The organism is Pseudoxanthomonas helianthi, assembly GCF_017939625.1.
Classification (GTDB): domain Bacteria; phylum Pseudomonadota; class Gammaproteobacteria; order Xanthomonadales; family Xanthomonadaceae; genus Pseudoxanthomonas_A; species Pseudoxanthomonas_A helianthi.
Window position 1 is genome coordinate 611410 of the sequence record NZ_JAGKTC010000003.1, and the last position, 24357, is coordinate 635766.

A 24357-nucleotide genomic window follows, 5' to 3' on the forward strand; every position below is an offset into this window, starting at 1 on the left:
CGGAAGGACCCGGCCCAGCAATCGACTGCGGGAGCGAGCAAGCTCGCTCCCGCGAACTGCGTCAGACGCCGCCGCCGATGTGCACCTGCGGTTCGCCGAACAGGTAACCCTGCCCGTAGCGCGCGCCCATCTCGCGCAGGGCGCGCAGCTGGTCCGCGCGCTCCACGCCCTCGCAGATGGTGTCGATGCCCAACGTGCCGGCCAGGGCCAGGATCGCGCGCACCACCGCCTCGCTTTCCGCACTGCCCTGGTCGCCCAGGCCGGAAATGAAGCTGCGGTCGATCTTCAGGGTCGAGATCGGGAAACGGTGCAGGTACGACAACGCCGAGAAGCCGGTGCCGAAGTCGTCGAGCTGGGCCAGGATGCCGTGCTGGCGCAACAGGTGCAGCGTGCGCAAGGTACGTGGCGCGTCCTCGAGCAGGGCGATCTCGGTGATCTCCACGCGCAGGCGCGATGGGTCGGCGCCAACCGCGTCGAACATGCCGAGCAGGCGATCGGCGAAATCCGAGGAATGGAAATGCCGCGGCGACACGTTGACCGAGATGTAGCCGCTGCCGCCGCGCGCGATCTGCTCCACCACCTGCGCATAGATCAGCCAGTCGACCTGTTCGATCAGCCCGGTTTCCTCGCCCAGGCCGATGAAGTCGGCGGGCATCAGCAGGCCGCGCTTGTCGTGCTGCCAGCGCAACAGCGCTTCGTGGCCGATGACCTCGCCGTCTTCGAGGCGGATGATCGGCTGGTAGTAAGGGGTGAAGTCGCCGCTGAGGATGGCGCGGCGCAGGTCGGCCTCCAGGTCCAGGCTCTGCATCGCCGCCTCGCGCATCGCCTCGTCGAACAGCGTGCTGCGATTGCGTCCCTGGGCCTTGGCCCGGTACATCGCGGCGTCGGCGTCGCGCAGCAGTTCCTCGCCGCTGCGGTAGCGCGGGTGCCAGATCGCCACGCCGACGCTGGCCGACGGGAACAGCTCGCGGCCGGCGAGCCACAACGGCTGGCCCAGCGCAACCAGCAGGCGTTCGGTCAGCTCGTCGATGCCGCCGTCGTTGCGGTACGCGGCGAGGATCGCGAATTCGTCGCCGCCCAGCCGGGCCACGACATCCTCCGCGCGCACGGTGCCGGTGATGCGCCGCGCCACTTCGACCAGCAGTTCGTCGCCGGCGGCATGGCCGATGCTGTCGTTGACCAGCTTGAAACGGTCCAGGTCCAGGAACAGTACGGCGAATGCCGGCCCGTTGCCCGCGCGCGCCAGCTCCACCGCCGCCGACAGGCGCTCCAGCAGGTGGGTGCGGTTGGGCAGGCCGGTCAGCGCATCGTGGGTGGCCTGGTGGGTCAGGCGCTGCTCCGCGCGCAGGCGTTCGCCGATCTGCGCGACCAGCCGGCGGTTCGCCTCGGCCAGTTCGCGGGTGCGTTCGTCGACCCGGCGCTCCAGTTCGGCATGGGCGTGCTTGCGCTGTTCCTGGCTGCGCTGCCGGACCAGCCCCACGCCGATGTTGTGGGCGACGAAGGCCAACAGCTTCTGGTCGTGCGCGGTGAAGCTCACCTCCGGCCGATAGCTCTGCACGGCGATGACTCCGACCACCTCCTGCTCGTGGTAGAGCGGAACGCCCAGCCAGCATTCCGCTGGCACGCCGATCTCGACGATCTCGCCTTGCTCGGTCAATGCGTCGATGGCGGCACGGTCCAGCAGCATCGGCCGCTGCTGGGCCAGCACGTATTCGGTCAGGCCCTTGCCGATCGGCCGGCTGTGCGGGAACACGAAGTTCTCGTCGGCGGCATAGACGAAGTCGAGCTCGCGCCCGTGGTCGGCCAGCAATGCGATGTAGAAATTGCGGGCGTTGATCAGCCCGGCGACGACCGCATGCACTTCGGCGTAGAACTGGCCGACGCTCTCCGAGCTGTTCGCCAGTTCCGCGATGCGGTACAGCGCCCGCTGCAGGTCCTCGGCGCGCTTGCGTTCGGCGATCTCCTCCTGCAGGTCGCGGTTGGCGTGGCGCAACTCGCGCGTGCGTTCGCGCACGCGCCGTTCGAGTTCTTCCTGCGCGTGCCGGCGGTCCAGCGCGGTCAGGATGTGCTGGGCCACGTACACCAGCAGAGCGCGGTCGCCCTCGTCGTAGACATTGGTGCGGTCGTAGCTCTGCACCACCACCACGCCGGCCACCCCGCCGTCGCGCAGCATCGGCACGCCGAGCCAGTCGAGGCTATCCGGCCCGTGGGACGTGTCGCGCGGCACGCCGAACCGGCGGCGCAACTCGGCCGAAGGCCCGTGCAGCGGCTTGCCATGGCGCAGCAGCGCGAAGGTCAGGCTGTTGGGCATGTGCGCATCGGTGAACTCGACCGCCGGATCGGCGGTCCAGCCGTCCATTTCGTCGGCGAAGTAAAGGAAGCGCACCGTTTCGCGCACCGGATCGAACAATGCGATGAAGCAGTTGGGCGCATACATCAGCGAGGCGACGACGGCATGCAGGCGCCGCAACATCTCCTCCATTTCGAGTTCCGCGCCCGACAGGTCGGCGATCTCGTACAGCGCCTGCTGCAGGCGCTTGGATTTCTCCAGCGAGGCGATCCGCGCGTGCGCGCGCACAGCATCCAGGCCGGCGTCCAGCAGGGCCCGCGCGGCCGATTGCAGTGCGGCGGCCCGCTCCGGCGCGATCAGCGGCGGGAACTGCATCGCCAGCGCCATCCGCGCCCCGCCGCCGCAATCCCAGGATTCCACCCGCACGTCGTCGCCCCGCTCCGCGCTTTCCACGACCAGGGCCTGCTCGGCCCGGCGCCGCAGCGCCGGAAGGCCGTCCGGCATCGCGCAACTGCCGCTGCCCGCCGCCCAGTCGCGCCAGGCGACCGCGGCGTTCACGCCTTCCGGCATGGCCAGGCACACCGCCTGCAACATGCGGCGGATACTCGATTCGGGCGCTTCGGCTTCTGACGGAGCGGTCGGTAGGGAATCCAACACCAGTTCCTCTGTGAGGGCAGCGGCCAAGGCATGAGAATCGACCCCCGGCCGGGTCTTGCCAACCCCGTCAGCTGCCTTCGGACGTTGTTCGTCCGTGATGTCCCCATTGCCCAACCTGGCCATTCTGCTTGAGAACGTGTCCTGTGCCCTATTCAGGTCAGGGCCCGGGCGCTTTGCCTATGCCGGCCATGCCGGTAGGCTGTGGCGGATGAACGACGCCGCGGAACCGGTCGACGAAGCGCTGATGCTGGCCTACGCGGCCGGCGATGCGACGGCGTTCGAGCAGTTGTACGCACGCCATCGCGGGCCGCTGTACCGGTTCCTGTTGCGGCAGGTGCGCGAACCGGCGCTGGCCGACGAGTTCTTCCAGGACGTGTGGCAGCGCGTCATCGCCGCGCGCGAGGGCTGGAAGCCGGAGGCGGCATTCGGCGCCTGGCTGTTCCGCATTGCCCACAACCGGCTGGGCGACCACTGGCGCGCGCAGCAGCACCGCCCGCCCGCGCCCGTCGACGCCGACGAGCGCGCGGCGCGCGTGCCCGACCCGGACACGCCGGAACGGCAATTGAGCGAATTCGAGCAGCGGCGGCGCCTGCAACTGGCGCTGGCCGAGCTGCCCGACGACCAGCGCGTGGTGCTGCAACTGCGGCTGGAACAGGAGCTGACCCTGGAGGAAATCGGCGAAATCACCGGCGTGGGCCGGGAAACGGTCAAGTCGCGGCTGCGTTACGCGATGGACAAGCTGCGCGCGAGGTTGAGCGAATGAACAACAGGCCCATCGAACCGCTGGACGCCGAAGAGCGCGAGCTTGCCGCCCTGCTCGGCCGCGTCGGTCCGCATGGCGAGCCCTCGCCGGCGCTGGACGCGAAGATCCTCGCCGCCGCGCATGGCGCGGTGGCACGCGGCCCCGCCCGCGCGCCGGCACGCCGGCGACGTTGGCCTGCGCTCGCCGGGCTCGCGGCATCGGTACTGATCGCCGCGGGGATCGGCTGGCAGCTGCTGCCCCGGCATGAGGCCCGCATGCAGGTCGGCGAAGCGCCTGCGCGTGCGGTGATAATGGAAAGCAATGCCGAAGCGGCCGATGCCGCCGTCCCAGCTGCTGCGACGCCTGCGGTCGAGCCCATCGCCGCCCCCGAGCTTGCCAAGCCGGCTCCGGCGAAAGCCGTGGCCCCGGCGAAGGCTCGGCCTTTGCCGTCGCCTGCCGAGCCGGCAGTCGTGTTGATGCGCGAAGCGCCACCCGTGGAGGTTGCCGAGCCCCGTGCGACCGGCATCGTGACTTCCCTTCCGACGCCACCCGCGCCTCCCGCTCCGCCTGCGCCCGCGCCCGAGCCTACGGAATCCGCTCCTTTGCTGGCGCCCGCCGCCGCGCAGGCGCAGCGTGCTTTCTCGCCCGCCGCGCCCGCCCCCGCCGCCGCGCGCAACGAGGCTTATGCCGCCGAAGCAGCATCCGCGCCGCTCGCGGAGACAGGTGCGGCTACCAAGGCCGTCGCCAACGACAACGCCACGCTCGACAGCGTCGTCGTTTCCGGCAGCCGGGTCGACGAGACTGATGTCCTCGGCATCGAGGTCGAAGCGGACACGCGCTTGTCGAAACGCGCCTGGCTGCACCGCATCGAGTTGCGTCGCATGCAAGGCGACACGGATGGCGCGCGCGAGAGCCTGCGCCTGTTCGTGAAAAAGTATCCGCGCGCGACCCTCCCCCCCGAACTGCGCGACCTGTTGAAGGAATGAGCGACACCCTGGCCGCGCCGGCGACGCTCGAAACCGAAGTCAAGCACAGCCGCTTCATCGCCCACGCCGCGCCGGCGACCACGCCGGAGGCGGCGCTGGCGTTCGTGCAGGCCGTGGGCGACCCGGCCGCGACGCACAATTGCTGGGCCTATCGGATCGGCGCCGAATATCGTTCCAGTGACGACGGCGAGCCCTCCGGCACCGCCGGCCGGCCGATCCTCGCCGCGATCGATGGCCAGGGCTACGACCAGGTGATCGTGGTGGTCACGCGCTGGTTCGGCGGAATCAAGCTTGGTGCAGGCGGCCTGGTCCGCGCCTACGGCGGCGCCGCGGCCGAATGCCTGCGCCGCGCCGAACGCCGTGCGCTGATCGCGATGCGCGAGGTCGCGCTGAGCAGCCCCTTCGACGAACTCGGCAATGTGCATGCGGCGCTGGCCGCGCACGCGGCGGAGAAACTGTCCGAGGATTTCAACGAAAACGGCGCCCGGCTCAGCCTGCGCCTGCCCGCCGACCGGGTCGAAGCCTTGAAAATCCACCTGCGCGACGCCACCCGTGACCGGGTGCGATTCGAACAAAGCGACGCCTGATGTCCGCCTCTCCCGAAGAACCGACCAAGCCGAAGGCCCGGCTCGGCAGCCTGCGTGCGCTGTGGCCATTCGTGCGCCGGCACCTGGGCCTGTTCCTCGGCTGGCTGGCGGCGCTGGGCGTGTCCTCGGCGGCGTCGCTGAGCCTGCCGGTCGCGTTCCGGACGATGATCGACGAAGGCTTCCGCAGCGGTAGCGCGATCGGCATCGACCGCGCCTTCCTGCTGCTGTTCGGCGTTGCCGTCGTGCTCGCCGTCGGCACCGCGGCGCGCTTCTTCTTCGTCTCGCTGCTGGGCGAACGCGTGGTCGCCGACCTGCGCAACCGCCTGTACGGCCACCTGATCGGCCTCGACGTGGACTTCCACGAGCGCAACCGCAGCGGCGACCTGGTCTCGCGCCTGACCGCCGACGTCGAACTGATCCGCAACGTGGTCGGCAGCGTCATGTCCATCGCCCTGCGCAGCAGCATCACCGCGATCGGCGCGCTGGCGATGCTGTTCGTGACCAGTCCGCGCCTGGCCGCATGGGCGGTGCTGGGCATCCCGCTGGCGGTACTGCCGGTGGTGCTGGGCTCGCGGCGCATCCGCGGCATTTCCCGCGCCAGCCAGGACCGGGTGGCCGACGCCAACGCATTGGCGACCGAAACCCTCGGCGCGGTGCGCACGGTGCAGGCGCATGCGCGCGAAGGCTACGAGCGCGGCCGCTTCGCCGAAGCCGTGTCCAACACGGTGCGCGCCGCACGCCGCCGCATCGGCGCGCAGGCGTTGATGACCGGCAGCACGATCACCCTGTTCTTCGGCGCGATCACCCTGGTGCTGTGGACCGGCGCGCACGATGTCGTCGCCCACCGCATGAGCGCCGGCACCCTGATCCAGTTCGTGCTGTACGCCTTGTTCGGTGGCGGTTCGGTAGCGGCGCTGGCCGAAGTCTGGAACGAATTGCAGAAGGCGGCCGGCGGCATGGGCCGGATCGCCGAACTGCTGGACGAAGGCGTCGGCATCGCCGCGCCTGCGCACCCGCGGGCATTGCCTCAGTCGTTGCGCGGCGAACTGGAGCTGGACGCCGTCATCTTCCACTACCCTTCGCGCCCGGACACCGCCGCGCTGGAACGTTTCGACCTGCAGGTCGCGCCCGGCGAAACCGTCGCCCTGGTCGGCCCGTCCGGCGCCGGCAAGAGCACGGTGTTCTCGCTGCTGCTGCGCTTCCACGACCCCGAGGCCGGCAGGGTCGCGGTCGATGGCAGCGACGTGCGCACGCTCGATCCCGTCGCCCTGCGCGAAGCCATCGCTCTGGTGCCGCAGGCGCCGACGATCTTCGCCGCCAGCGCGCGCGACAACATCCGCTATGGCCGGCTCGACGCCAGCGATGCCGAAGTCGAAGCCGCGGCGCGCGCGGCGGAAGCGCACGATTTCATCATGGCCCTGCCCAACGGCTACGACGAACAGCTCGGCGAACGCGGCGCACGCCTGTCCGGCGGCCAGCAGCAGCGCATCGCCATCGCCCGCGCACTGCTCAAGGACGCGCCGATCCTGCTGTTGGACGAAGCGACGTCCGCGCTCGACGCGCAAAGCGAACGCGCGGTGCAGAACGCGCTGGAGCGGCTGATGCAGGGCCGCACCACCCTGGTCATCGCCCACCGCCTCGCCACCGTGCTGAAGGCCGACCGCATCGTGGTGATGGATAAGGGCCGCATCGTCGCCCAGGGCACGCACGAACAACTGCTCGCCCAGGGCGGGCTGTACGCCGAACTGGCGCGATTGCAGTTCATCGATTGATCGGCGGCGCTATGGCAGCGCGCGTTCGATCAATCCGGTGAAATCCACGTTGCCGGGCAAAGTGCCGAGCGCCAAACCATGCTCGCCGCCAAGCCGGCTGCGGATGAACGGCAACGCCGCGGGACTGTCCGCGAGCACCAGCACCGAAGCCTGCAGGGCCAACGCAAGCCGTTCGACCCAATACCGCGCCGACGCTTCGTCGATCAGTCCCGAAGCGACGGCTTCCGCAATCGTGCCGATAGTCCGGTCGTACGCCGGATCGCAGCCGCGTGCCGCCTCGAGCCGCGCTCGCAGCGCCTCGCCCGCCTCCGGCTCCCGCGCCAGCGCGCGCAGCACGTCGAGGCACTGGATGTTGCCGCTGCCTTCCCAGATCGAATTCAGCGGCGCCTGCCGATACAGCCGCGGCAGCACCGATTCCTCGATGTAACCGGCCCCACCGAGGCACTCCTGCGCCTCGTTGACCACGGCCGGCGCGCGCCGGCAGATCCAGTATTTGCCGATGGCGGTGGCGACGCGGGCGAATGCCGCCTCGCCCGCATCGTGCGGCGCGCGATCCACCGCGCCGGCCACGCGCAACGCGAACGCGGTGGTGGCTTCGGACTCCAGCGCCAAATCAGCCAGCACGTTGCGCATCAGCGCATGTCCGGCCAGCGGCTTTCCGAACGCACGACGATGGCGCGCGTGGTGGATCGCCTGCGCCACGGCCATGCGTATCGTCGCCGCCGATCCGAGCATGCAGTCGAGCCGGGTCAGCATCACCATCTCGATGATCGTCGCCACGCCGCGCCCCTCGTCGCCGATCCGCCGTGCCCAGGCACCGGTGAATTCCACTTCGGACGATGCGTTGGACCAGTCGCCGAGCTTGTCCTTCAGCCGCAGCAACCGGAAGGCGTTCTTCGCGCCATCGGGCATCCGTCGCGGCAGCAGGAAACAGCTCAGCCCGCCCGGCGCCTGCGCCAGCACCAGCCAGCCATCGCTCATCGGTGCGGAAAAGAACCATTTGTGCCCGACCAGCGAATACTCGCCGTCAGCCGCCAGCGGCCTCGCCACGGTCGCATTGCTGCGCACGTCGGACCCGCCCTGCTTCTCGGTCATGCCCATGCCGACGGTGATGCCGGCCTTCTCGCCGATGGCCACGTCGCGCGGGTCGTACAAAGGTGCGGCCGCCCTGTCGGCCCATTCGCCCAGCGCCGGTTCCCGGCGCAGTACCGGCACGGCGGCATGGGTCATCGTCAGCGGGCAGCTGGTACCGGCTTCGGCCTGGTTGTGCAAATAACACAGCGCCGCCCGAGCCACGTGGCTGCCGGCTTGCGCTTCGTGCCAGGAGAGTCCGGCGACGCCATGGGTCTTCGCCGCTTCCATCAAGCGGTGATAGGCCGGATGGAACTCGACCGCATCGATGCGATGACCATAACGGTCGTGGGTCTTCAGCCGCGGCCTGTCGCGGTTGGCGTCGAAGCCGATCCGGTACAACTCGTCGCCGGCCAGCGCAGCGTAGACCGCGATCCGCGCGGCGAACGACGACGCGCCTTCGCGCTCCACCGCATTGCGCAGCACGACGTCGTCGGCCCACAGGTCGCGCGGTTCGAACGGCGGCGGCTGGTTGTCGACGCGATGGGTTTCGAAACGGTCCATGGCGCTTGCGCTGTACCTGCATCCAATCGGTCAGGATTGGAATTTACGCCATAACCCGCGGCCGCGTCGTGACTACATGCGTTGCGCCAGCGCTATCCTCAGCGCCGGATCGAGCAGGTCGTGCATTTGCGCCAGGAACGCGACGGTATGCGGCAGCGCGGCATGGCGTTCGAAAGCGGCCAGGTCGCGCCAGCGCGAATGGATGCAGAACTCGTCGGCATCGCGGATCGATGCGAAGCAGTCGAAGGCGATGCAGCCCGGCTCCCGGCGGGTGGGCGCACGCACCGTCTCCAGTGCGCGCCTTACCTCATCCGCACGACCCGGCCTGGCGTGGAGCGTCGCGAACAGATCCAGGGTCGGATCCGACGCAAGCTGGGCGTCTTCCTCCACGGCATTCACGGCCGCACCCGGGTATCCGTGGCGAGCCAGTTCACCTCCCAGTGTTTCCCGCCGTCGGCCGAATAGGCCTGCTCGAACTGCGCCGAATCCGCGCTCGTCGCCGTGATGACGAAGCGGACCATGACTTCGCGCCCATCGTCCATGACTTCGGTGCCGTAGAACTCCCCGCGCCCGTGGTCGAACGCACCGAAGACCGGGCGGGTGAAGGCGCCGCTGCGCATGCTGGCGTAGTGCAGGCCCCATTGCCGGGCTTGCGGGTTGTACAGGCGCAGGCTGGCGCCTTCGATGCGCCCCGCCGGGCCCTGCACTCGCAGTTCGACCAGGTTGGCCGCTCCGTCCAGCACCTTGCGCACGACCGTGGTGCCCGTGTACTCGGCCCATTCATTCGAACCGGAAAGCGGCCGGACCAGGCGACGCAACTCGGTCTTCCAGGTGCCGATTTCCCAATCGAAATCGTGCCGGCCATCGCGTTCAGTCGCCGCCTTCGCGGCTTCGCTACCATGGCCCGCGAGCGGCAGCGCAAGCGCGGCTGCGAGCGCCGCCCCGGTGAATACACGAAACAGTCCGATATCGCCGCGCACGAGTTGCCCTCCATTCGACCAGGCCCATGGATAACCGGCTGGAAAACCATGTTCAAGAACGCACCTGCGGGTAAGTACCTTCGCCCGGCGCGCGCCAATCCGCTTCCGGGTTGCCCGCTGGCCGCGGCATTCGCCGCCTTCGGCGGCAAGTGGAAGCTCACCCTGCTCTATTGGATCGGCCGCGAGGAATCGCATTTTTCCTCGCTGCATCGACGCGCCGCCCCGATCTCGCCCAAGGTATTGACCGAGCAATTGCGCGAACTGGAATCGGACGGGCTCATCGAACGCATGCCGCTGGGCCCGGTACCCGCTCCCGTCGCCTACGCACTGACCTCCTACGGTCGCAGCGTGTTGCCGGTGGTGGAAGCCGTCCGCATCTGGGGCGAGGCGCACCTGCAGCGCAACGAGGGGCGTGTACCGGCGCAGGCGATGGCGTGCGATGCGGCGATTGAGACCGGGGACATCATTCCGGCTCCATAAGCCGCAACGAACCGCGGCGCTGCGACGCTTTCCGGCCGCGACGCATCCCTACCGTAGGCATCTCCTACGGCAGGAAGAACACAATGCGCGCATGGCTCCTGGTGCTGTTATTGCTGGTCCCGCATTCCGTCCTGGCCGCGACGTCGGCGCAGAACTGGCTCGTCACCATCGATCTGTGGGGCAATCCGGCCTATCAGTCGATGGATCTGGTGCACGACGGCGAGCTGTTGCACGGCAAGATCGATGGCGATCCGCTGCAAGGGCGCAGGCATGGCGACGCGGTCGAGTTCGTTTCCACCGATGCGCACGGCAAGCAGTACCGTTTCTCCGGCAAGGTGTCGGGCGACGATCTGTCCGGCAATGCCGATTTCCCCGATCCCAACGATGAGTCGCGGCGCGTCGTCCACGCTTTCCATGCCCGGCGGATTCCGCAACGGCCCGCGGGCGGGCCGCAGCGCCGCGAATTCGTTCCTGACGGATACGCGAACGAATTCAGCCCGCATCGCGCACCGGTGCTGACCATCTGGCCGGGCGATTCGGTGCATACGCGCACCCTGGATTCGGGCGGCGTCGACGAGCACGGCATCACCCGCGCACTGTTCGGAAATCCACAGAACGGGCCGTTCTTCGTGGCCGGCGCCGAACCCGGCGACACCCTGGTGGTGAAGATCGAGCGCCTGCGCACCAACCGCGATTATGCCGACAGCCTGGACGGGATCGTCGGCCGTGCGCAGGGGCAATCGCTGGCGGCGAAGACGACCGCCCTGGGCAAGCCGCGGCGCTGGCTGCTCGATCCTGCACGTGGCGTAGCGCGCCCCGAAAAGGCCGACGCGTTGCGCGGGCTCGAAGTGCCGTTGCGGCCGATGCTGGGCGGGCTGGGCGTCGCCCCCGGATTCGGCTGGCCAGCGATGTCCAGTGGCGACAGCGGACGTTTCGGCGGCAACATGGACTTCAACGAAGTGGTCGAAGGCAACACCGTTTACCTGCCGGTCTCCCAGCCCGGCGCACTGCTGTACCTGGGGGATGCGCACGCCGCGCAAGGCGATGGCGAGACCACCCAGTACGCGCTGGAAACCTCGATGGACGTCGTATTCACCGTCGACCTGGTCAAGGGCAAGCAGATCGGCATGCCGCGGGTGGAGTCGCCGACCGCATTGATGACCCTCGGCCAAGCGGGTTCCCTCGACGATGCCTTGCGCGTGGCGACCACCGGCCTGGTCCAGTGGCTGCAGCAGGATTACGGGCTGAGCCTGTCCGAGGCCGCGCAGTTGCTGGGCACCAGCGTCGAATACCGGGTCGCCACGCTGGCGGGGCGCAACGTCGGGTTGGCGGCGAAGATGCCCAAGGCGCGCCTGCCGCCCGCTGCGAAAAAACGACCGTGAGTTTCGCTTCGGGTGTGCGCCGCAAGACCGCCCCGGATTTCCCCGGGTACGGCGGCAGTCACCCACTCAGTCGCAAGCGGAGGCCATCGACGCCGCGTGGCTACCAGGTTCTCCCTCCCGCATGACGGACGCCATCGCCTCGATGAATTCCGGCGCCAGCTTCCATTGGCCGAACAGCCCCTGCTGGGTACCGCTGAGCACGCGGAGCATGTGGCCGCGCCCGCCGGGCAGGCGCCCAAGCGGCAGGAACGCGACGTCGCGGGTCTTCGCGATCCAATCGCGCTCCGACTGGAACAGCGGCGTCAGCCATCGGCTCCAGAACTGATAGATCGCCACGTGCCGGCGGCGCATGGCCTGGTACTGGGCCAGGGCCGCGGCGACTCCGGATTGCGCGCGCAACGCGTCGCGCAGTGCCTCCGCGTCGAGCAGGGCCATGTTGACGCCCTGCCCCAGTTGCGGGCTCATCGCATGCGCGGCATCGCCGAGCAATGCCATGCGGCCGCTATGCCAGCGCGGCAGCACCGCATCGCGGTAGCTGGCGCGGGCCAGTTGCGCGGGTTCGACGACGCCGTGCAGCAGCTCGCCGGCCTGCGGCCAGATCGCCGCGACCTCCTCGCGCCACGCCTCGATGCCGCGCGCATGCCAGTGTTCGAAAGCCGCGGTTGGCAGGCTCCAGAAAAAACTCAGCCGTGGCGTCGCGTCGCGGGGCCGCGAACCGACCGGCAGCAGGCCGATCATCTTGCGCGCGCCCACGTAGCGCTGGCGCAGTTCGCTGCGATGCGGCCATTCGCCGGCGGGCAGCAGGCACCACAGCGCGCCCCACGGATAGGCGCGATCGAGTTTTTCGCCGCCGATCTGCTGGCGCAGCTGCGACGCCGAGCCGTCGGCGGCGACCACCAGGTCGAAAGGACCGTGCGATCCGCCCCGCTCGTCGAACAGCCGCCCTTCGCCTTCGTCGACCCGGACGATGCGCACGCCCGCATGCAGGTTCCCTTCGCGGCGCCACGCGCGATCGAGCAGGCCGAACAAGGCGCCGCGTTGCAGGCCCAGGCCGAACAAACGCGCATCCAGCCCGGCATAGCGCATGTCCATCACCGCGCGCCCGCACGGCGTTTCGCCGAACAGGCGGCGTACGGGCGCGCCGTGCACCAGCGCCTTGTGCAGCAAACCCATCCGCCACAGCGCCTGCAGGCCGGTCGGTTGCAACAGGAAGCCGGCGCCGACGGGGCCCGGGTCCGGTACGCGTTCGAACACGTGCACGCGATGGCCGTCGCGCTGCAGCAGCAATGCAGCCGCCTGGCCGCCGGTGCCGTAACCGACGATGGCGATGTCGAGCGGTTTGTTCATGTCTGCCCGGCTAAAAAAAACCCCGCCGAAGCGGGGTTCTGACATCGTCCGGGTCGGTTCAGGCGACCGGCGTGATGTTCGAAGCCTGGGCGCCCTTCGGGCCCTGGGTGACTTCGTAGCTGACCCGCTGGCCTTCCTGCAGGCTGCGGAAACCCTTCGAGTTGATTGCGGAGAAATGCGCAAAGACATCGGCGCTGCCGTCTTCCGGCGCGATGAACCCGAATCCCTTGGCATCGTTGAACCATTTCACGGTACCGTACGGCATGATTGTGTTGCTTCCTTCGAATGGTGGTGGTGGCGCGGCGAGCCGCACGCCGGAGTATGCAAAGCCCCGCGCGCGTTGACAATCACCCGCGTGCCAGTTCTGCGATCAGTTCCGGCAAACCGGCCGAAGCCGCGTCGACGTTGGCCAGCACTTCGGCCAGGGTGATTTCCTCTTCATCGCCGCAGCCGGCGGCCCAGTTGGCGACGATCGCCAGGCAGGCGTAATCGAGACCCAGTTCACGCGCCAGCCCGGCTTCCGGCATGCCGGTCATGCCGACCAGGTCGCAACCATCCCGGCGCAGGCGGCCGATTTCGGCGCGGGTTTCCAGCCGCGGACCCTGGGTGGCGCCATAGCAACCGCCATCGACGACGCGAGCGCCGGTGACGCGCGCGGCGGCCAGCAGCTTGCGCCGCAGCAACGGCGTATACGGCTCGCCGAAATCGACATGGATCACCTCGCTGCCGGGTTCTTCGCAGATCGTCGAGATGCGGCCCCAGGTGTAATCGATCAGCTGGTCCGGGCAGGCCAGCACGCGCGGACCGAAGCGCTCGGTGATGCCGCCGACGGTATTCAGCGCCAAGACGCGGGTCGCACCGGCTTCCTTCAGCGCCGCGAGATTGGCGCGGTAATTGACCAGGTGCGGCGGCACCGAATGGCCTTCGCCATGGCGGGCGAGGAAGGCCACCTTCTGCCCCAGCAGCCTGCCGATCCGCACCGGGCCGGAAGGCGCGCCGAAGCGCGTGGCGACTTCGCGGGTTTCCACGCCGTCGAGCTGCGCCAGCTTGTACACGCCGGTGCCGCCGATCACCGCCAAGCGGATTTCGCTCACGACTCAGCCCTTCAATGCGTAGATGCCGGGCAGGTTGCGGCCCTGCTCGTGGTAGTCCATGCCGAAACCGAACACGTAGCGGTCCGGGACTTCCAGCCCGACGTAGTCGGCGGCGATGCCTTCGACGACCCGTGTGTGCGCCTTGGTGGCCAGCGCGGCGATGCGCACGTCGGTGGCGCCCTGCTCCAGGCACCACTGCTTCACCGCCAGCAGGGTGTGGCCTTCGTCGAGGATGTCGTCGACCAGCAGTACGCGGCGGCCGTACAGCGCGGTGGCCGGGCGGTGCTTCCACACCAGCTCGCCGCCGCTGGTCTCTCCGCGATAGCGCGTGGCATGCAGGTAGTCGAAGGTCAGGTCGATGCCGTGCCCGCCCAGGTCCAGCGCCAGTTGCCCCGCGAACGGCAACGCGCCGTGCATGATGGTCAGGTATACCGGCACCTCGCCGGCGTAATCGGCGGCGATGCGTTCGGCCATGCGGGCGATGGCGGCATCGATGCGGCCGCGGTCGACGACCAGTTCCGCGCCGCGCAGCGCATCCCGCAGCGGATATTCGTTCAGAGGATTCATCAGGCGATATTTCCCTTGGATAGTTCTCTCGCTGCGGTCAGCGAGCCCTGCACCGCGTCGTAACGCGCATCGGCCAGCAGGCCGTCCCAGCCCAGCGCACCGCGGCCAATCAGGCCCAGCAGCGCGGCGGTGTTGAGGCGACGGCCCTCGATGGTGGCCAGCGATTCTTCGACCGCTTCCGGGTGGCAGACCAGCACCACGTCGCAGCCGGCATCGAGGTGGGCATCGATGCGCGCGCCGATGCCGCCGGCCGAATGCGCCGCGGCCATGCTGATGTCGTCGGAGAACACCACGCCACGGAAGCCCAGCTCGCTTCGCAGGATCTCGTTGATCCAGCGCGGCGAGTAGCCCGCCGGCTCCGGCGCGACCTGCGGATAGACCACGTGGGCCATCATCACCGCATCCGCGCCGGCATCGATGCCGGCAACGAACGGCACCAGGTCCGCGTCGCGCAGCGCCTGCAGCGGACGCGGGTCGATCGCGACGTCGTGATGGGTATCCTCGAGCACGGTGCCGTGGCCGGGGAAATGCTTCAGCGTCGCCGCCATGCCGACGCCGTGCATGCCGCGCACGTAGGCACGGGTGAATTCGGCGACGACCTGCGGATCGGCGGCGAAGGCACGGTCGCCGATGGCGCGGTTGCCGCGGGCCAGGTCGACCACCGGGGCGAAGCTCAGGTCGACGCCGCTGGCGCGGACTTCGCTGGCCATCAGCCACGCATGTTCCTCGGCCAGGGCCAGGGCACGTTGCGGATCCTGCGCATAGACCGCTTCCAGCACCTGCAACGGCGGCAGCTTGCTGTAGCCCTCGCGGAAGCGCTGCACGCGCCCGCCTTCCTGGTCCACGCAGATCAGCTGCGGACGCGGCGCGGCTTCGCGGATCGCCGCGGACAACTCGCCGACCTGCTGCTTCGAGGCGAAATTGCGCCCGAACAACACCACGCCGGCGACGGCATCGTGCTGCAGCCAGTCGCGTTCCTGTCCGGTGAGTTCGTGGCCGGAGACGCCAATCAACAGCATGCGGGTTCCTTCAGGGAATGTCGGCGGCGTTGCGCTCTTCCTCGCTCCATCGCGAGTACGGGCGCGCGGCCAGGGCCAGATTGTAATAGCGCAGGCTGTCGGTCACCTGTTTACCGGCCCATGCGGGCAGTTCGAAGGCTTCGTCGGCCGAATCCAGCTCGATCTCGGCGACCACCAGGCCGGCGTTTTCGCCAAGGAACTCGTCGACTTCCCACAGGTGGCCGGCGTGGTTCACGTAGTGGCGACGCTTGTCGATCAGCCCGCCGGTGCACAGCGCCAGCATGGCCCTTGCGTCGGCGACCGGGATCACGTAGTCGAACTCCTGCCGGGTGTGACCCAGTTCGCGCGACTTCAGGTTCAGGTGCGCCTCGTCGCCTTCGATCCGCACCCGCACCGAGGCGCGCTGCGCGCCGCTTTCGACCGCGTCGATGTCGTTCAGGTAGCCCTGCGCCATCGCCACGACCCTGTGCGCGGCTGCGCGCCATGCGTCGCCGGTGACCAGGAATTTTCTTTCTATTTCGATACCCATCACTTCGATCCCGAAAAGCCATTTGACACGAATTACGCGGATGACACGGATAAAGCACTCTGGACTATTGCTTTATCCGTGTCATCGACCCTGATCCGCGTCCAGTCCTCGCTTCTATTTCTCAAACAACGCGATGCTCTCGACGTGCGCGGTGTGCGGGAACATGTCCATCACCCCGGCCGCCTTCAGCCTGAAGCCCTGCTCGTTGACCAGGTAGCCGGCATCGCGCGCCAGCGAGCCGGGATGGCAGCTGACGTAGACGATGCGGCCGAATTGTTTCAGCGGCAGCTGCTGCAACACTTCGATCGCGCCCGAGCGCGGCGGGTCCAGCAGCAGCTTGTCGAAACCGGCGCGCATCCACGGCGTGCCGCGCTGGTCCTGGGTCAGGTCGGCGGCGAAGAACTGCGCATTGCCCAGCCCGTTGCGCTGCGCATTGTCGCGCGCCCGCGCGACCAGGCCGGCCTCGCCTTCCACGCCTACCACCTCGCCCGCCAACCGCGCCAGCGGCAGGGTGAAATTGCCCAGCCCGCAGAACAGGTCCAGCACGCGATCCTGCGCCTGCGGATCCAGCAGTTGGAACGCATGCGCGATCATCTTCTCGTTCAGCGCGGCATTCACCTGGATGAAATCCAGCGGACGGAACGCCAGCTCCACATTCCAGGCCGGCAAACCGAACGCCAGCTCCGGCGCGTCGGGCCACAAGGGATGCACGCTCTCGACGCCGCCGGGTTGCAGGAAGATCGCGAAGCGATGCTTCTTGCCGAATTCGACCAGGGCCGCCTTGTCCTTCTCGCCCAACGGCTGCAGATGGCGGAACACCAGGGCAACGCCGTCGAATTCACCCGTGGTGTCGCCTGCGATGAATTCGATCTGCGGTATGTCCGCGCGCACATCGAGGCCATCGACCAGCGTGGCCAGGTCGGCGACACGCTCGCCGATCTGCGGTATCACCGTATGGCACACCGACAGGTCGGCGACGAAGCGCGGATCCTGCTCGCGGAAACCGACCAGGGTCTTCTGCTTCTTCTCGACGCGGCGGACCGAGAAGCGGCCCTTGCGCCGGTAGCCCCAACTGGCGCCGGTCAGCGGCGGCAGCACGGTCTCCGGCCTGACGTGGCCGATGCGTTCGAAATTCTCCAGCAGCACGCGCTGCTTGGCGTCGATCTGTTTGTCTTCGGCCAGGTGCTGCAGCACGCAGCCGCCGCAGGTGCCGAAATGCGGGCAGCGCGGTTCGACCCGGTCCGGCGACGGCTGCAGCACTTCGAGGGTGCGGGCCTCGTCGAAGTGGCGGTTCTTGGCGGTCTGTTCGGCCAGCACGCGCTCACCGGCCAGCGCACCGGCGACGAACACAGCCTTGCCGTCGCGGCGGGCGACGCCGCGGCCGTCATGGCTCAGGTCGGTGATTTCGGCTTCGAACGGGGTCTTGTCGATGCGGGGGGCGCGGGTTCTGGCCACGTGGCGGGGGCTGCGGGCGAAACAAGGCCGGCTATTGTCGCAGATGCGGCCGCGCGCCTTAAACTTCGGCCATGAAGCCGCGCTTGCTGTTGGTGGAAGACGATCCGGTCAGCCTGGCCTTCCTGCGCGCCGCGCTGGAAGCGCTGCCGGCGACGGTCGAAACGGCGATGTCGATGGCCGAAGCGCAAGCCGCGGCACCGGACCACGATTTGTGGCTGATCGACGCCAACCTGCCCGATGGCAGCGGCGCCACCCTGCTGGCGCTGTTGCGCGCGAAATCGGCGGCGACACCCGCACTTGCCCACACCGCCGACGATTCCCCCGCCTTGGCGCAGCGCTTGGGCGAAGTCGGCTTCGATGGCGTGGTGGTCAAGCCGGTGGCCGCCGTGGCGCTGCAGGCGAAAGTCCGTTCGCTCCTGGGTTTCTCCTCGCCCGCCCCGTCCCCGACGCCAGGGAACGACGGCGTTGCCGTTCTGCCGTTATGGGACGACGACGCGGCAATGACGGCATTGAATGGCAATCGCAGCGCGGTCGAGCAACTCCGCACCCTGTTCCTCGCCGAGCTGCCGGGCCAGTGCGAACGCATCGCCGCCGCGCTGCGCTCCGGCGACACCGAGGCCGCGCGAGGCGAATTGCATCGACTGAAGGCCAGCAGCGGTTTCGTCGGTGCGGTGCGCTTGCAGGCAGCCGCAGGCAGGCTGAGCGAATCACCGAGCAACGCGGAACTGCTTGACGCATTCGAAGAAGCCACACGATCGACGATCCACTCCGTTTTGGGAGTGGTGGCGTAGCCACCGGTAAGTCGCGAAGCCTTTCGGCGAGATCGTGGCGGCTTGTTCGCGACTCACGTCGCTCCCACGACGATGACGTATCGACGACGTGAACCAAGCCTACTTCTTCAAACGCCCCAACTCGCCGATCATCTCCCACGACTTCAACCCACGCGCGCCGAGGTGGTGCGACAGCACGCCGCGCATCGGCAGGCGCAGGCTGGCGAGGTCGTCGTGCTCGGGCGCCGCGTCGGTAGCCAATGCGAGCAAGGCCCGACCTGTTGCGGCACTGCTGCGCTCGTCATGCCCGCGATCGCTGAGCAAGCGCCGCGGCCCGTGCTCGGGGTCGAGCCGGTAACGCGCGGCCGGATCGATTTCGGCGCCGTCGCCGTCACGGCTGAAGTCGAAGCCGAAGCCCAGCGCCTCGAGCAGGTCGCGTTCGAAGCGGCGCAGGGTCCAGGCCAGCGCTCCGCCTTCGCGCAGGCGTTCGCGCGTGGCCGCGTAGGCCGAATACAGCTCCGGATGCGGATCGTGGCGCGGCGCCAGGCGCAGCACCAGCTCGTTGATGTAGAACCCGGCCAGGGCCGCGTCGCCGGTCAGCCTGGGCGCGGCATCCAGCGCCTCGGCCGCATTCAGTTGCGCCAGCTCGCCGCGCTGCACGGCGTCGAAACGAATGTGCTGCAGCGGCTGCAAGGCGGCGCGCAGCAGATGCTTCTTCGGCCCCTGCACTCCGCGCGCGACGATGCCGACGCGGCCGTGCTCCGCGCTCAACACCTCGACCAGCAGGCTGGTTTCGCGCCAGGCGCGCGCGTGCAGGACGAAGGCGGGTTCGGCGGCGATGCGCATCGGCTCAGGGCATGCCCGCGCCCACGGTCGCCCGCACCGGGATGCCCGATGGATCGAAGTCCTCCAGGCAGAACACGTTGATGCCGTAGTAATCGGGCGTGACCCGCTTGCGATGGAACGGGTAGATGCCGCAGGTCTTGCAGAAATAATGCCGGGCGGTATGCGTATGGAACCGGTATTCCGCCAGCGATTCCGCGCCCGACAGCAGGCGGAAATCGCTTTCGTGGACCTTCACCATCAAGGCGTTCTTGCGCCGGCAGATCGAACAGTCGCAGGTGGTGAGCTCGGGAAAATCGCTGATGATCTCGAAGCGCACCGCACCGCAATGGCAACTGCCGGCATGCGTCTTCCGCTCGCGCTTTCCCGAATCCCGCATCGCCGCCGCTTCCGCCACGGTCATTCGCCGTAGCCGAACGCCTTCAACGCCGCTTCGTCGTCCGACCAGCCCTCGCGCACGCGCACCCAGGTCTCGAGGAACACCTTGCGCCCGAACAGCCGCTCCATCTGCAGGCGCGCCTTGGCGCCGATTTCCTTCAAGCGCGTGCCGGCCTTGCCGATGACGATGGCCTTCTGCCCATCGCGCTCGACCCAGATCACTGCGCCGATGCGCAGCAGTTCGCCATCCTCGGCGAAACGCTCGATCTCCACCGTGGTCGCGTAAGGCAGTTCCGCGCCGAGCTGGCGCATCAGTTGCTCGCGCACCAGTTCGCCGGCGAGGAAACGCTCGCTGCGGTCGGTGATCTCGTCTTCGCCGAACATCGGCGGCGCTTCCGGCAGCGCCTTCAACAGGTCCTTGACCAGGGCTTCCAGGCCGTTGCGCTTCATCGCGGACACCGGATGGATCGCGGCGAAATTGCGACCTTCGCTGACCTGGGCCAGGAATGGCAGCAACGCGCCCTTGTCCTTCAGCCGGTCGACCTTGTTGACCGCCAGCACCACCGGGATGCCGGCGTCGGACAGCACGTTGTAGGCCAGCGTGTCCTCTTCGTCCCAACGCCCGGCCTCGACCACCAGCAGGCCGGCATCGACGCCTTCCAGCGCACCGCGCGCGGCGCGGTTCATCACCCGGTTCATCGCGGTCTTCTGCTGCTTGTGCAGGCCGGGCGTGTCGACCAGGGCGATCTGCCCTTCGGGGAACGTGGCGATGCCGAGCAGGCGGTGGCGCGTGGTCTGCGGGCGGTTGGAGACGATACTGATCTTGGCCCCGACCAGGGCGTTGGTCAGGGTCGACTTGCCGACGTTGGGACGGCCGATGACGGCGATGCTGCCGGCGCGGTGGGATGCGTTCATTTCGATTGGCTCAACAATTCCATCATCGCCGCGGCGGCGGCCTGTTCGGCGTTGCGGCGCGAACTGCCCTCGCCTTCGGCCGACAGCGGCGGCTCGGGCGTGCTGCAGCGCACCTGGAACAGCTTGGCGTGTTCCTCGCCACTTTCGCCGACCAGATCGTACGACGGCAGCGGCTTCTGCCGGGCCTGCAGCCATTCCTGCAGGCGGGTCTTGGCGTCCTTCTCCGGCTTGCCGACCGGCAGCGCGGCCATCGACGCCTCGAACCACGGTAGCACCACGGCGCGACAGGCTTCGAAGCCGGCATCGAGGTAGATCGCCGCGACCACCGCCTCCAGCGCGTCGGCCAGGATCGAATCGCGGCGATGCCCGCCGGATTTCATCTCGCCGGGACCGAGGGTCAGGCGTTCGCCCAATTGCAGCTCGCGTGCGATGGTGGCCAGCGCGGCTTCGCGCACCAGCTCGGCGCGGGCGCGGGTCAGCGCGCCTTCGTCGGCCTTGGGCCAGCGCTGGTACAGCGCCTCGGCGACCAGCAGGTTGACCACGCCGTCGCCGAGGAATTCCAGCCTTTCGTTGTGCGGCGCCCCGGCGCTGCGGTGGGTCAGCGCCTGCGCCAGCAACTCGGGGCGGGCGAAGCGATGTCGCAGCCGGTCTTCCAAATCAGTCCGCCACGCTCTTGCGCGCCAGCATTTCGGTGCGGTTGAAGCGGCCGACCACGTCGATGTTGGCGATCATCGGCTTGCGCACTTCGTAGTTCACTTCCATCTTCCAGCCGCCGTCCTGGCGGGTCAGGGTGATGTTTTCCGGCTTGATGTTGTCGTCCGAATAGCTGATGTACAGCTTGCGGAAGAACAGGTCCTTGATCTTGCCCGGGTCCTGGTCGACGATCCCCGGCTGGCTGGCCAGGTCCTTCATCGCCGCCTTGACCGAGAAGAACTCGGTGTACATCGGCACCAGCTTCATGCCGATGTAGGCGAAGACGCCGGCGATGGCCAGGCAGATGATGAACCCCAGCAGGGTCATGCCCCTTTGCGCGCTTTTCATTGCCAATCCCCCAGGTTGCGGTGCGTTCAATTGATCTTGGTGCCGATCCGCGACGGATCGAAACCGTCCTTGCAGAACCAGTTGGAACAATTGAGCCAGATCAGGAAAGCCTTGCCGCGAAGTTCGGTCTCCGGCAGGAAACCCCAGAAACGGCCGTCCTCGCTATTATCCCGATTGTCGCCCATGACGAAATACTGCCCGGCCGGAACCACCCATTCGCCCGGCGGCAGCACCCGGTCCTGGCTTTCCAGCATCCAGTGGCTGCGGCCCGGCAGGCCCTCTTCCAGCAATTGCGCGCCCGGCACCCCGGATTTCGGGTCTTCGTAGGTCCCCAGCGGCTTGTAGGCCACGCGCTGGCCGTTGACCGACAGCGCGCTGCCGTCGAAGCCGATGCGGTCGCCCGGCAGGCCGATCACCCGCTTGATCCAGTTCTCGTTGTTGACCGGCTGCGGCATCGCGCAATCGCCGGTCTGGCTGCGCACTTCCTGCTCGCCGTTCCGGCACAGGTAGCCCGGATAGTGGAACACCACCACGTCGCCGCGCTTGGGCTCGCCGACCGGAATGAACTTCTGGTTGTTGATCGGCAGGCGCAGGCCGTAGGCGAACTTGTTCACCAGGATGAAGTCGCCGATGTGCAGGTTCGGGTACATCGATGCCGACGGGATCTTGTACGGCTCCGCGACGAAGCTGCGCAGCACCAGCACCAGGGCCAGCACCGGGAAGAACGCGCGCGAATAGTCGACCAGCACCGGTTCCTCATCGAGCAGCCCGCCGCGCGCCTTGCGGCGCCGCGCCAGGAACAGCTTGTCCAGCAGCCAGACCACGCCGGTGAACAGGGTGACCACGACGAGGATTGTTTCGAACCAGACCATCTAATGTTCCTTCGCAACGCGATTGGGAATTCGGGACCACGACCGGCTTGCGCCGGACCCGGTCCCAGCTTACTTGCCGTCCACCTGCAGCACTGCCAGGAAGGCCTCCTGCGGGATTTCCACCCGGCCGACCTGCTTCATGCGCTTCTTGCCTTCCTTCTGCTTTTCCAACAGCTTCTTCTTGCGGGTGATGTCGCCACCATAGCACTTGGCCAGCACGTTCTTGCGCATCGCCTTGACCGTGCTGCGGGCGATGATCTGCGCGCCGATCGCCGCCTGGATGGCCACGTCGAACATCTGCCGTGGAATCAGGTCCTTCATCTTCTCGCACAGTTCGCGGCCGCGGCGGTCGGCATGGCTGCGGTGCACGATCAGCGACAGCGCGTCGACCTTGTCGCCGTTGATCAGGGTGTCCAGACGGACGAAGGGGCCGGCCTGGAAGCGCAGGAAGTGGTAGTCCAGCGAGGCGTAGCCGCGGCTGACCGATTTCAGCCGGTCGAAGAAGTCCAGCACCACTTCGGCCATCGGCAGTTCGTAGGCGATCTGCACCTGGCTGCCCATGTAGGTGATGCCGATCTGGCTGCCGCGCTTCTCTTCGCACAGGGTGATGATGCTGCCGATGTAGGCTTCCGGCGTCAGGATGTTGGCGCGGATGATCGGCTCGCGCACTTCCTCGATCAGGTTGGTCTGGGGCAGCTTGGCCGGGTTGTCCAGCGACACGACCGTGCCGTCGGTCTTCAGGACTTCGTACACCACCGTCGGCGCGGTGGTGATCAGGTTGAGGTCGTACTCGCGCTCCAGGCGTTCCTGCACGATCTCCATGTGCAGCATGCCGAGGAAGCCGCAACGGAAGCCGAAACCCATGGCCTCGGAGCTTTCCGGCTCGAAGCGCAGCGCGGCATCGTTCAGGCGCAGCTTCTCCAGCGCCTCGCGCAGCGCCGGGTAGTCCTCGGCGTCGACCGGGAACAGGCCGGCGAACACGCGCGGCTGCATTTCCTGGAAGCCCGGCAGCGGGCCCGGGGCCGGATCGCCCGCCAGGGTTAGGGTGTCGCCGACCGGCGCGCCGTGCACGTCCTTGATGCTGGCGGTGACCCAGCCCACCTCGCCGGCGCCCAGCTTCGGCAGCACCTTGCGCTTGGGCGTGAAGACGCCAACGTTGTCGACCTGGTGGGTGCGACCGGTGCTCATCACGAGCAGCTTGTCGCCGGGCTTGATCTCGCCCTGCATCACCCGCACCAGCGAAACCACGCCGAGGTAGTTGTCGAACCACGAGTCGATGATCAGCGCCTGCAGCTTGGGGGTGTCGCGCGGCTTCGGCGGCGGGATGCGCTGGACGATGGCTTCCAGCACGTCGGGCACGTTCAGGCCAGTCTTGGCGCTGATCGCCACCGCATCGGTGGCATCGATGCCGATGACGGCCTCGATCTCGGCCTTGGCCCGGTCGATGTCGGCGGTGGGCAGGTCGATCTTGTTGAGGATCGGCACCACTTCCAGGCCCTGCTCCACCGCGGTGTAGCAGTTGGCGACCGACTGCGCCTCGACGCCCTGGGCGGCGTCGACCACCAGCAGCGCGCCTTCGCAGGCGGCCAGCGAGCGGCTGACTTCGTAGCTGAAGTCGACGTGACCGGGGGTGTCGATGAAGTTGAGCTGGTAGGTCTGGCCGTCCTTCGCCTTGTACGGCAGGGAGACGGACTGGGCCTTGATGGTGATGCCGCGCTCGCGCTCGATCGGGTTGGAGTCGAGCACCTGCGCTTCCATCTCGCGGGCCTCGAGGCCGCCGCAGAGCTGGATGATGCGGTCGGCCAGGGTCGATTTGCCGTGGTCGACGTGCGCGATGATGGAGAAATTGCGGATATTCCGCATCGAATCGGAAGACATGTGGGGCGGCGGCTCGGGCCGTCGTCGGGGGAACGGGACATTATCGCATGCCAGGCCCCTCCCCCGTCGCGGCAGGAGCGGGCCCTGCCCGCGATGCTCTTCCGCTTGGTCGCGAGAAAAGGCGTCGCGGCAGGCCCG

General features: G+C 68.1%; 25 protein-coding genes. 7 read left to right on the plus strand and 18 right to left on the minus strand.

Going from position 1 to position 24357, the window contains the following annotated elements; translation table 11 throughout:
• Positions 1–61 precede the first annotated feature (61 nt).
• The gene (locus tag J5837_RS14640; protein WP_425504850.1) at positions 62–2950 is read right to left on the minus strand and encodes a putative bifunctional diguanylate cyclase/phosphodiesterase; all 2889 of its coding nucleotides are present in this window, start codon (positions 2948–2950) and stop codon (positions 62–64) included.
• A gap of 205 nt (positions 2951–3155) precedes the next feature.
• Between J5837_RS14640 and J5837_RS14645 the strand changes: the two genes are divergently transcribed.
• From J5837_RS14645 to J5837_RS14660, 4 genes are read left to right on the plus strand one after another with little or no spacing between them, the layout of a single operon-like run.
• Positions 3156–3710 (plus strand): RNA polymerase sigma factor, encoded by a 555-nt coding sequence (locus J5837_RS14645; RefSeq protein WP_210537495.1) that lies wholly within the window; start codon positions 3156–3158, stop codon positions 3708–3710.
• Entirely contained in the window at positions 3707–4675 is a 969-nt protein-coding gene (locus J5837_RS14650) for a hypothetical protein (protein WP_210537496.1), read from the plus strand. The genes J5837_RS14645 and J5837_RS14650 overlap by 4 nt, the downstream gene beginning before the upstream one ends.
• The gene (locus J5837_RS14655) at positions 4672–5262 is read left to right on the plus strand and encodes an IMPACT family protein (protein ID WP_210537497.1); all 591 of its coding nucleotides are present in this window, start codon (positions 4672–4674) and stop codon (positions 5260–5262) included. Before J5837_RS14650 ends, J5837_RS14655 begins: the two co-directional genes overlap by 4 nt.
• Positions 5262–7034 carry an ABC transporter transmembrane domain-containing protein gene (locus tag J5837_RS14660; RefSeq protein WP_210537498.1) on the plus strand — a complete coding sequence of 591 codons (1773 nt, stop codon included), beginning with the start codon at positions 5262–5264 and terminating at the stop codon, positions 7032–7034. Before J5837_RS14655 ends, J5837_RS14660 begins: the two co-directional genes overlap by 1 nt.
• 9 nt (positions 7035–7043) lie before the next feature.
• Here the strand turns inward: J5837_RS14660 and J5837_RS14665 are convergent, their stop codons facing one another.
• The 3 genes from J5837_RS14665 to J5837_RS14675 all read right to left on the minus strand — a co-directional run bounded on the left by J5837_RS14665 (position 7044) and on the right by J5837_RS14675 (position 9649).
• Complete coding sequence (locus J5837_RS14665; protein ID WP_210537499.1) at positions 7044–8669, minus strand: acyl-CoA dehydrogenase family protein; 1626 nt, start codon at positions 8667–8669, stop codon at positions 7044–7046.
• A gap of 72 nt (positions 8670–8741) precedes the next feature.
• The gene (locus J5837_RS14670) at positions 8742–9068 is read right to left on the minus strand and encodes a putative quinol monooxygenase (protein ID WP_210537500.1); all 327 of its coding nucleotides are present in this window, start codon (positions 9066–9068) and stop codon (positions 8742–8744) included.
• Entirely contained in the window at positions 9065–9649 is a 585-nt protein-coding gene (locus tag J5837_RS14675) for a hypothetical protein (RefSeq protein ID WP_210537501.1), read from the minus strand. The genes J5837_RS14670 and J5837_RS14675 overlap by 4 nt, the downstream gene beginning before the upstream one ends.
• 48 nt (positions 9650–9697) lie before the next feature.
• Here J5837_RS14675 and J5837_RS14680 point away from each other — a divergent pair, with 48 nt between their 5' ends.
• Complete coding sequence (locus J5837_RS14680) at positions 9698–10129, plus strand: winged helix-turn-helix transcriptional regulator (RefSeq protein WP_210537502.1); 432 nt, start codon at positions 9698–9700, stop codon at positions 10127–10129.
• A gap of 83 nt (positions 10130–10212) precedes the next feature.
• Positions 10213–11511 carry an acetamidase/formamidase family protein gene (locus tag J5837_RS14685; RefSeq protein ID WP_210537503.1) on the plus strand — a complete coding sequence of 433 codons (1299 nt, stop codon included), beginning with the start codon at positions 10213–10215 and terminating at the stop codon, positions 11509–11511.
• Positions 11512–11577: 66 nt separating this feature from the next.
• On the opposite strand, the gene J5837_RS14690 is transcribed toward J5837_RS14685, so the two are convergent.
• The 7 genes from J5837_RS14690 to rlmD all read right to left on the minus strand — a co-directional run bounded on the left by J5837_RS14690 (position 11578) and on the right by rlmD (position 17522).
• Positions 11578–12858: an FAD-dependent oxidoreductase gene (locus tag J5837_RS14690; RefSeq protein WP_210537504.1), complete on the minus strand. Its 1281-nt coding sequence runs from the start codon at positions 12856–12858 to the stop codon at positions 11578–11580.
• 58 nt (positions 12859–12916) lie between these two features.
• Entirely contained in the window at positions 12917–13123 is a 207-nt protein-coding gene (locus tag J5837_RS14695) for a cold-shock protein (protein WP_210537505.1), read from the minus strand.
• An 82-nt stretch (positions 13124–13205) separates the two neighbouring features.
• On the minus strand, positions 13206–13952 hold the full coding sequence (locus J5837_RS14700) for an S-methyl-5'-thioinosine phosphorylase (RefSeq protein ID WP_210537506.1): 747 nt from the start codon (positions 13950–13952) through the stop codon (positions 13206–13208).
• A gap of 3 nt (positions 13953–13955) precedes the next feature.
• On the minus strand, positions 13956–14519 hold the full coding sequence (locus J5837_RS14705; protein WP_210537507.1) for a hypoxanthine-guanine phosphoribosyltransferase: 564 nt from the start codon (positions 14517–14519) through the stop codon (positions 13956–13958).
• Positions 14519–15538, minus strand: coding sequence for a beta-N-acetylhexosaminidase (gene nagZ / locus J5837_RS14710; protein WP_210537508.1), 1020 nt, complete (start codon positions 15536–15538; stop codon positions 14519–14521). The genes J5837_RS14705 and nagZ overlap by 1 nt, the downstream gene beginning before the upstream one ends.
• A gap of 10 nt (positions 15539–15548) precedes the next feature.
• On the minus strand, positions 15549–16067 hold the full coding sequence (locus J5837_RS14715) for a CYTH domain-containing protein (protein WP_210537509.1): 519 nt from the start codon (positions 16065–16067) through the stop codon (positions 15549–15551).
• 114 nt (positions 16068–16181) lie between these two features.
• A complete protein-coding gene (gene rlmD / locus J5837_RS14720) occupies positions 16182–17522 on the minus strand; it encodes a 23S rRNA (uracil(1939)-C(5))-methyltransferase RlmD (RefSeq protein WP_210537510.1) in 1341 nt (446 codons plus the stop codon).
• A gap of 71 nt (positions 17523–17593) precedes the next feature.
• On the opposite strand from rlmD, the gene J5837_RS14725 reads away from it, so the two are divergent.
• The gene (locus J5837_RS14725; RefSeq protein WP_210537511.1) at positions 17594–18313 is read left to right on the plus strand and encodes a response regulator; all 720 of its coding nucleotides are present in this window, start codon (positions 17594–17596) and stop codon (positions 18311–18313) included.
• A gap of 99 nt (positions 18314–18412) precedes the next feature.
• Here J5837_RS14725 and recO read toward each other — a convergent pair whose 3' ends face one another.
• The 7 genes from recO to lepA all read right to left on the minus strand — a co-directional run bounded on the left by recO (position 18413) and on the right by lepA (position 24219).
• The gene (gene recO / locus J5837_RS14730; RefSeq protein WP_210537512.1) at positions 18413–19138 is read right to left on the minus strand and encodes a DNA repair protein RecO; all 726 of its coding nucleotides are present in this window, start codon (positions 19136–19138) and stop codon (positions 18413–18415) included.
• A 4-nt stretch (positions 19139–19142) separates the two neighbouring features.
• Positions 19143–19538, minus strand: a complete 396-nt coding sequence (locus tag J5837_RS14735) for a GFA family protein (RefSeq protein ID WP_210537513.1) — start codon at positions 19536–19538, stop codon at positions 19143–19145.
• The gene (gene era, locus J5837_RS14740) at positions 19535–20428 is read right to left on the minus strand and encodes a GTPase Era (protein WP_210537514.1); all 894 of its coding nucleotides are present in this window, start codon (positions 20426–20428) and stop codon (positions 19535–19537) included. Before era ends, J5837_RS14735 begins: the two co-directional genes overlap by 4 nt.
• A complete protein-coding gene (gene rnc, locus J5837_RS14745) occupies positions 20425–21084 on the minus strand; it encodes a ribonuclease III (protein WP_210537515.1) in 660 nt (219 codons plus the stop codon). Before rnc ends, era begins: the two co-directional genes overlap by 4 nt.
• A 1-nt stretch (position 21085) precedes the next feature.
• The gene (locus tag J5837_RS14750; RefSeq protein WP_210537516.1) at positions 21086–21469 is read right to left on the minus strand and encodes a DUF4845 domain-containing protein; all 384 of its coding nucleotides are present in this window, start codon (positions 21467–21469) and stop codon (positions 21086–21088) included.
• A 26-nt stretch (positions 21470–21495) separates the two neighbouring features.
• A complete protein-coding gene (gene lepB, locus J5837_RS14755; protein WP_210537517.1) occupies positions 21496–22341 on the minus strand; it encodes a signal peptidase I in 846 nt (281 codons plus the stop codon).
• Between the two features lie 69 nt (positions 22342–22410).
• Positions 22411–24219 carry a translation elongation factor 4 gene (gene lepA / locus J5837_RS14760; RefSeq protein ID WP_210537518.1) on the minus strand — a complete coding sequence of 603 codons (1809 nt, stop codon included), beginning with the start codon at positions 24217–24219 and terminating at the stop codon, positions 22411–22413.
• Positions 24220–24357: the final 138 nt, after the last annotated feature.

Bases quoted from the DNA above. Each gene is read 5' to 3' on its own strand.
- J5837_RS14665 (WP_210537499.1), bottom strand. From the start codon at position 8,669: ATGGACCGTTTCGAAACCCATCGCGTCGACAACCAGCCGCCGCCGTTC.
- J5837_RS14750 (WP_210537516.1), bottom strand. From the start codon at position 21,469: ATGAAAAGCGCGCAAAGGGGCATGACCCTGCTGGGGTTCATCATCTGC.
- lepB (WP_210537517.1), bottom strand. From the start codon at position 22,341: ATGGTCTGGTTCGAAACAATCCTCGTCGTGGTCACCCTGTTCACCGGC.
- J5837_RS14695 (WP_210537505.1), bottom strand. From the start codon at position 13,123: ATGCCGTACGGTACCGTGAAATGGTTCAACGATGCCAAGGGATTCGGG.
- J5837_RS14705 (WP_210537507.1), bottom strand. From the start codon at position 14,519: ATGAATCCTCTGAACGAATATCCGCTGCGGGATGCGCTGCGCGGCGCG.
- J5837_RS14735 (WP_210537513.1), bottom strand. From the start codon at position 19,538: ATGACCGTGGCGGAAGCGGCGGCGATGCGGGATTCGGGAAAGCGCGAG.
- J5837_RS14685 (WP_210537503.1), top strand. From the start codon at position 10,213: ATGCGCGCATGGCTCCTGGTGCTGTTATTGCTGGTCCCGCATTCCGTC.
- J5837_RS14715 (WP_210537509.1), bottom strand. From the start codon at position 16,067: ATGGGTATCGAAATAGAAAGAAAATTCCTGGTCACCGGCGACGCATGG.
- J5837_RS14655 (WP_210537497.1), top strand. From the start codon at position 4,672: ATGAGCGACACCCTGGCCGCGCCGGCGACGCTCGAAACCGAAGTCAAG.
- recO (WP_210537512.1), bottom strand. From the start codon at position 19,138: ATGCGCATCGCCGCCGAACCCGCCTTCGTCCTGCACGCGCGCGCCTGG.
- J5837_RS14680 (WP_210537502.1), top strand. From the start codon at position 9,698: ATGTTCAAGAACGCACCTGCGGGTAAGTACCTTCGCCCGGCGCGCGCC.
- nagZ (WP_210537508.1), bottom strand. From the start codon at position 15,538: ATGCTGTTGATTGGCGTCTCCGGCCACGAACTCACCGGACAGGAACGC.
- J5837_RS14725 (WP_210537511.1), top strand. From the start codon at position 17,594: ATGAAGCCGCGCTTGCTGTTGGTGGAAGACGATCCGGTCAGCCTGGCC.
- era (WP_210537514.1), bottom strand. From the start codon at position 20,428: ATGAACGCATCCCACCGCGCCGGCAGCATCGCCGTCATCGGCCGTCCC.
- J5837_RS14650 (WP_210537496.1), top strand. From the start codon at position 3,707: ATGAACAACAGGCCCATCGAACCGCTGGACGCCGAAGAGCGCGAGCTT.
- J5837_RS14660 (WP_210537498.1), top strand. From the start codon at position 5,262: ATGTCCGCCTCTCCCGAAGAACCGACCAAGCCGAAGGCCCGGCTCGGC.
- J5837_RS14690 (WP_210537504.1), bottom strand. From the start codon at position 12,858: ATGAACAAACCGCTCGACATCGCCATCGTCGGTTACGGCACCGGCGGC.
- lepA (WP_210537518.1), bottom strand. From the start codon at position 24,219: ATGTCTTCCGATTCGATGCGGAATATCCGCAATTTCTCCATCATCGCG.
- J5837_RS14645 (WP_210537495.1), top strand. From the start codon at position 3,156: ATGAACGACGCCGCGGAACCGGTCGACGAAGCGCTGATGCTGGCCTAC.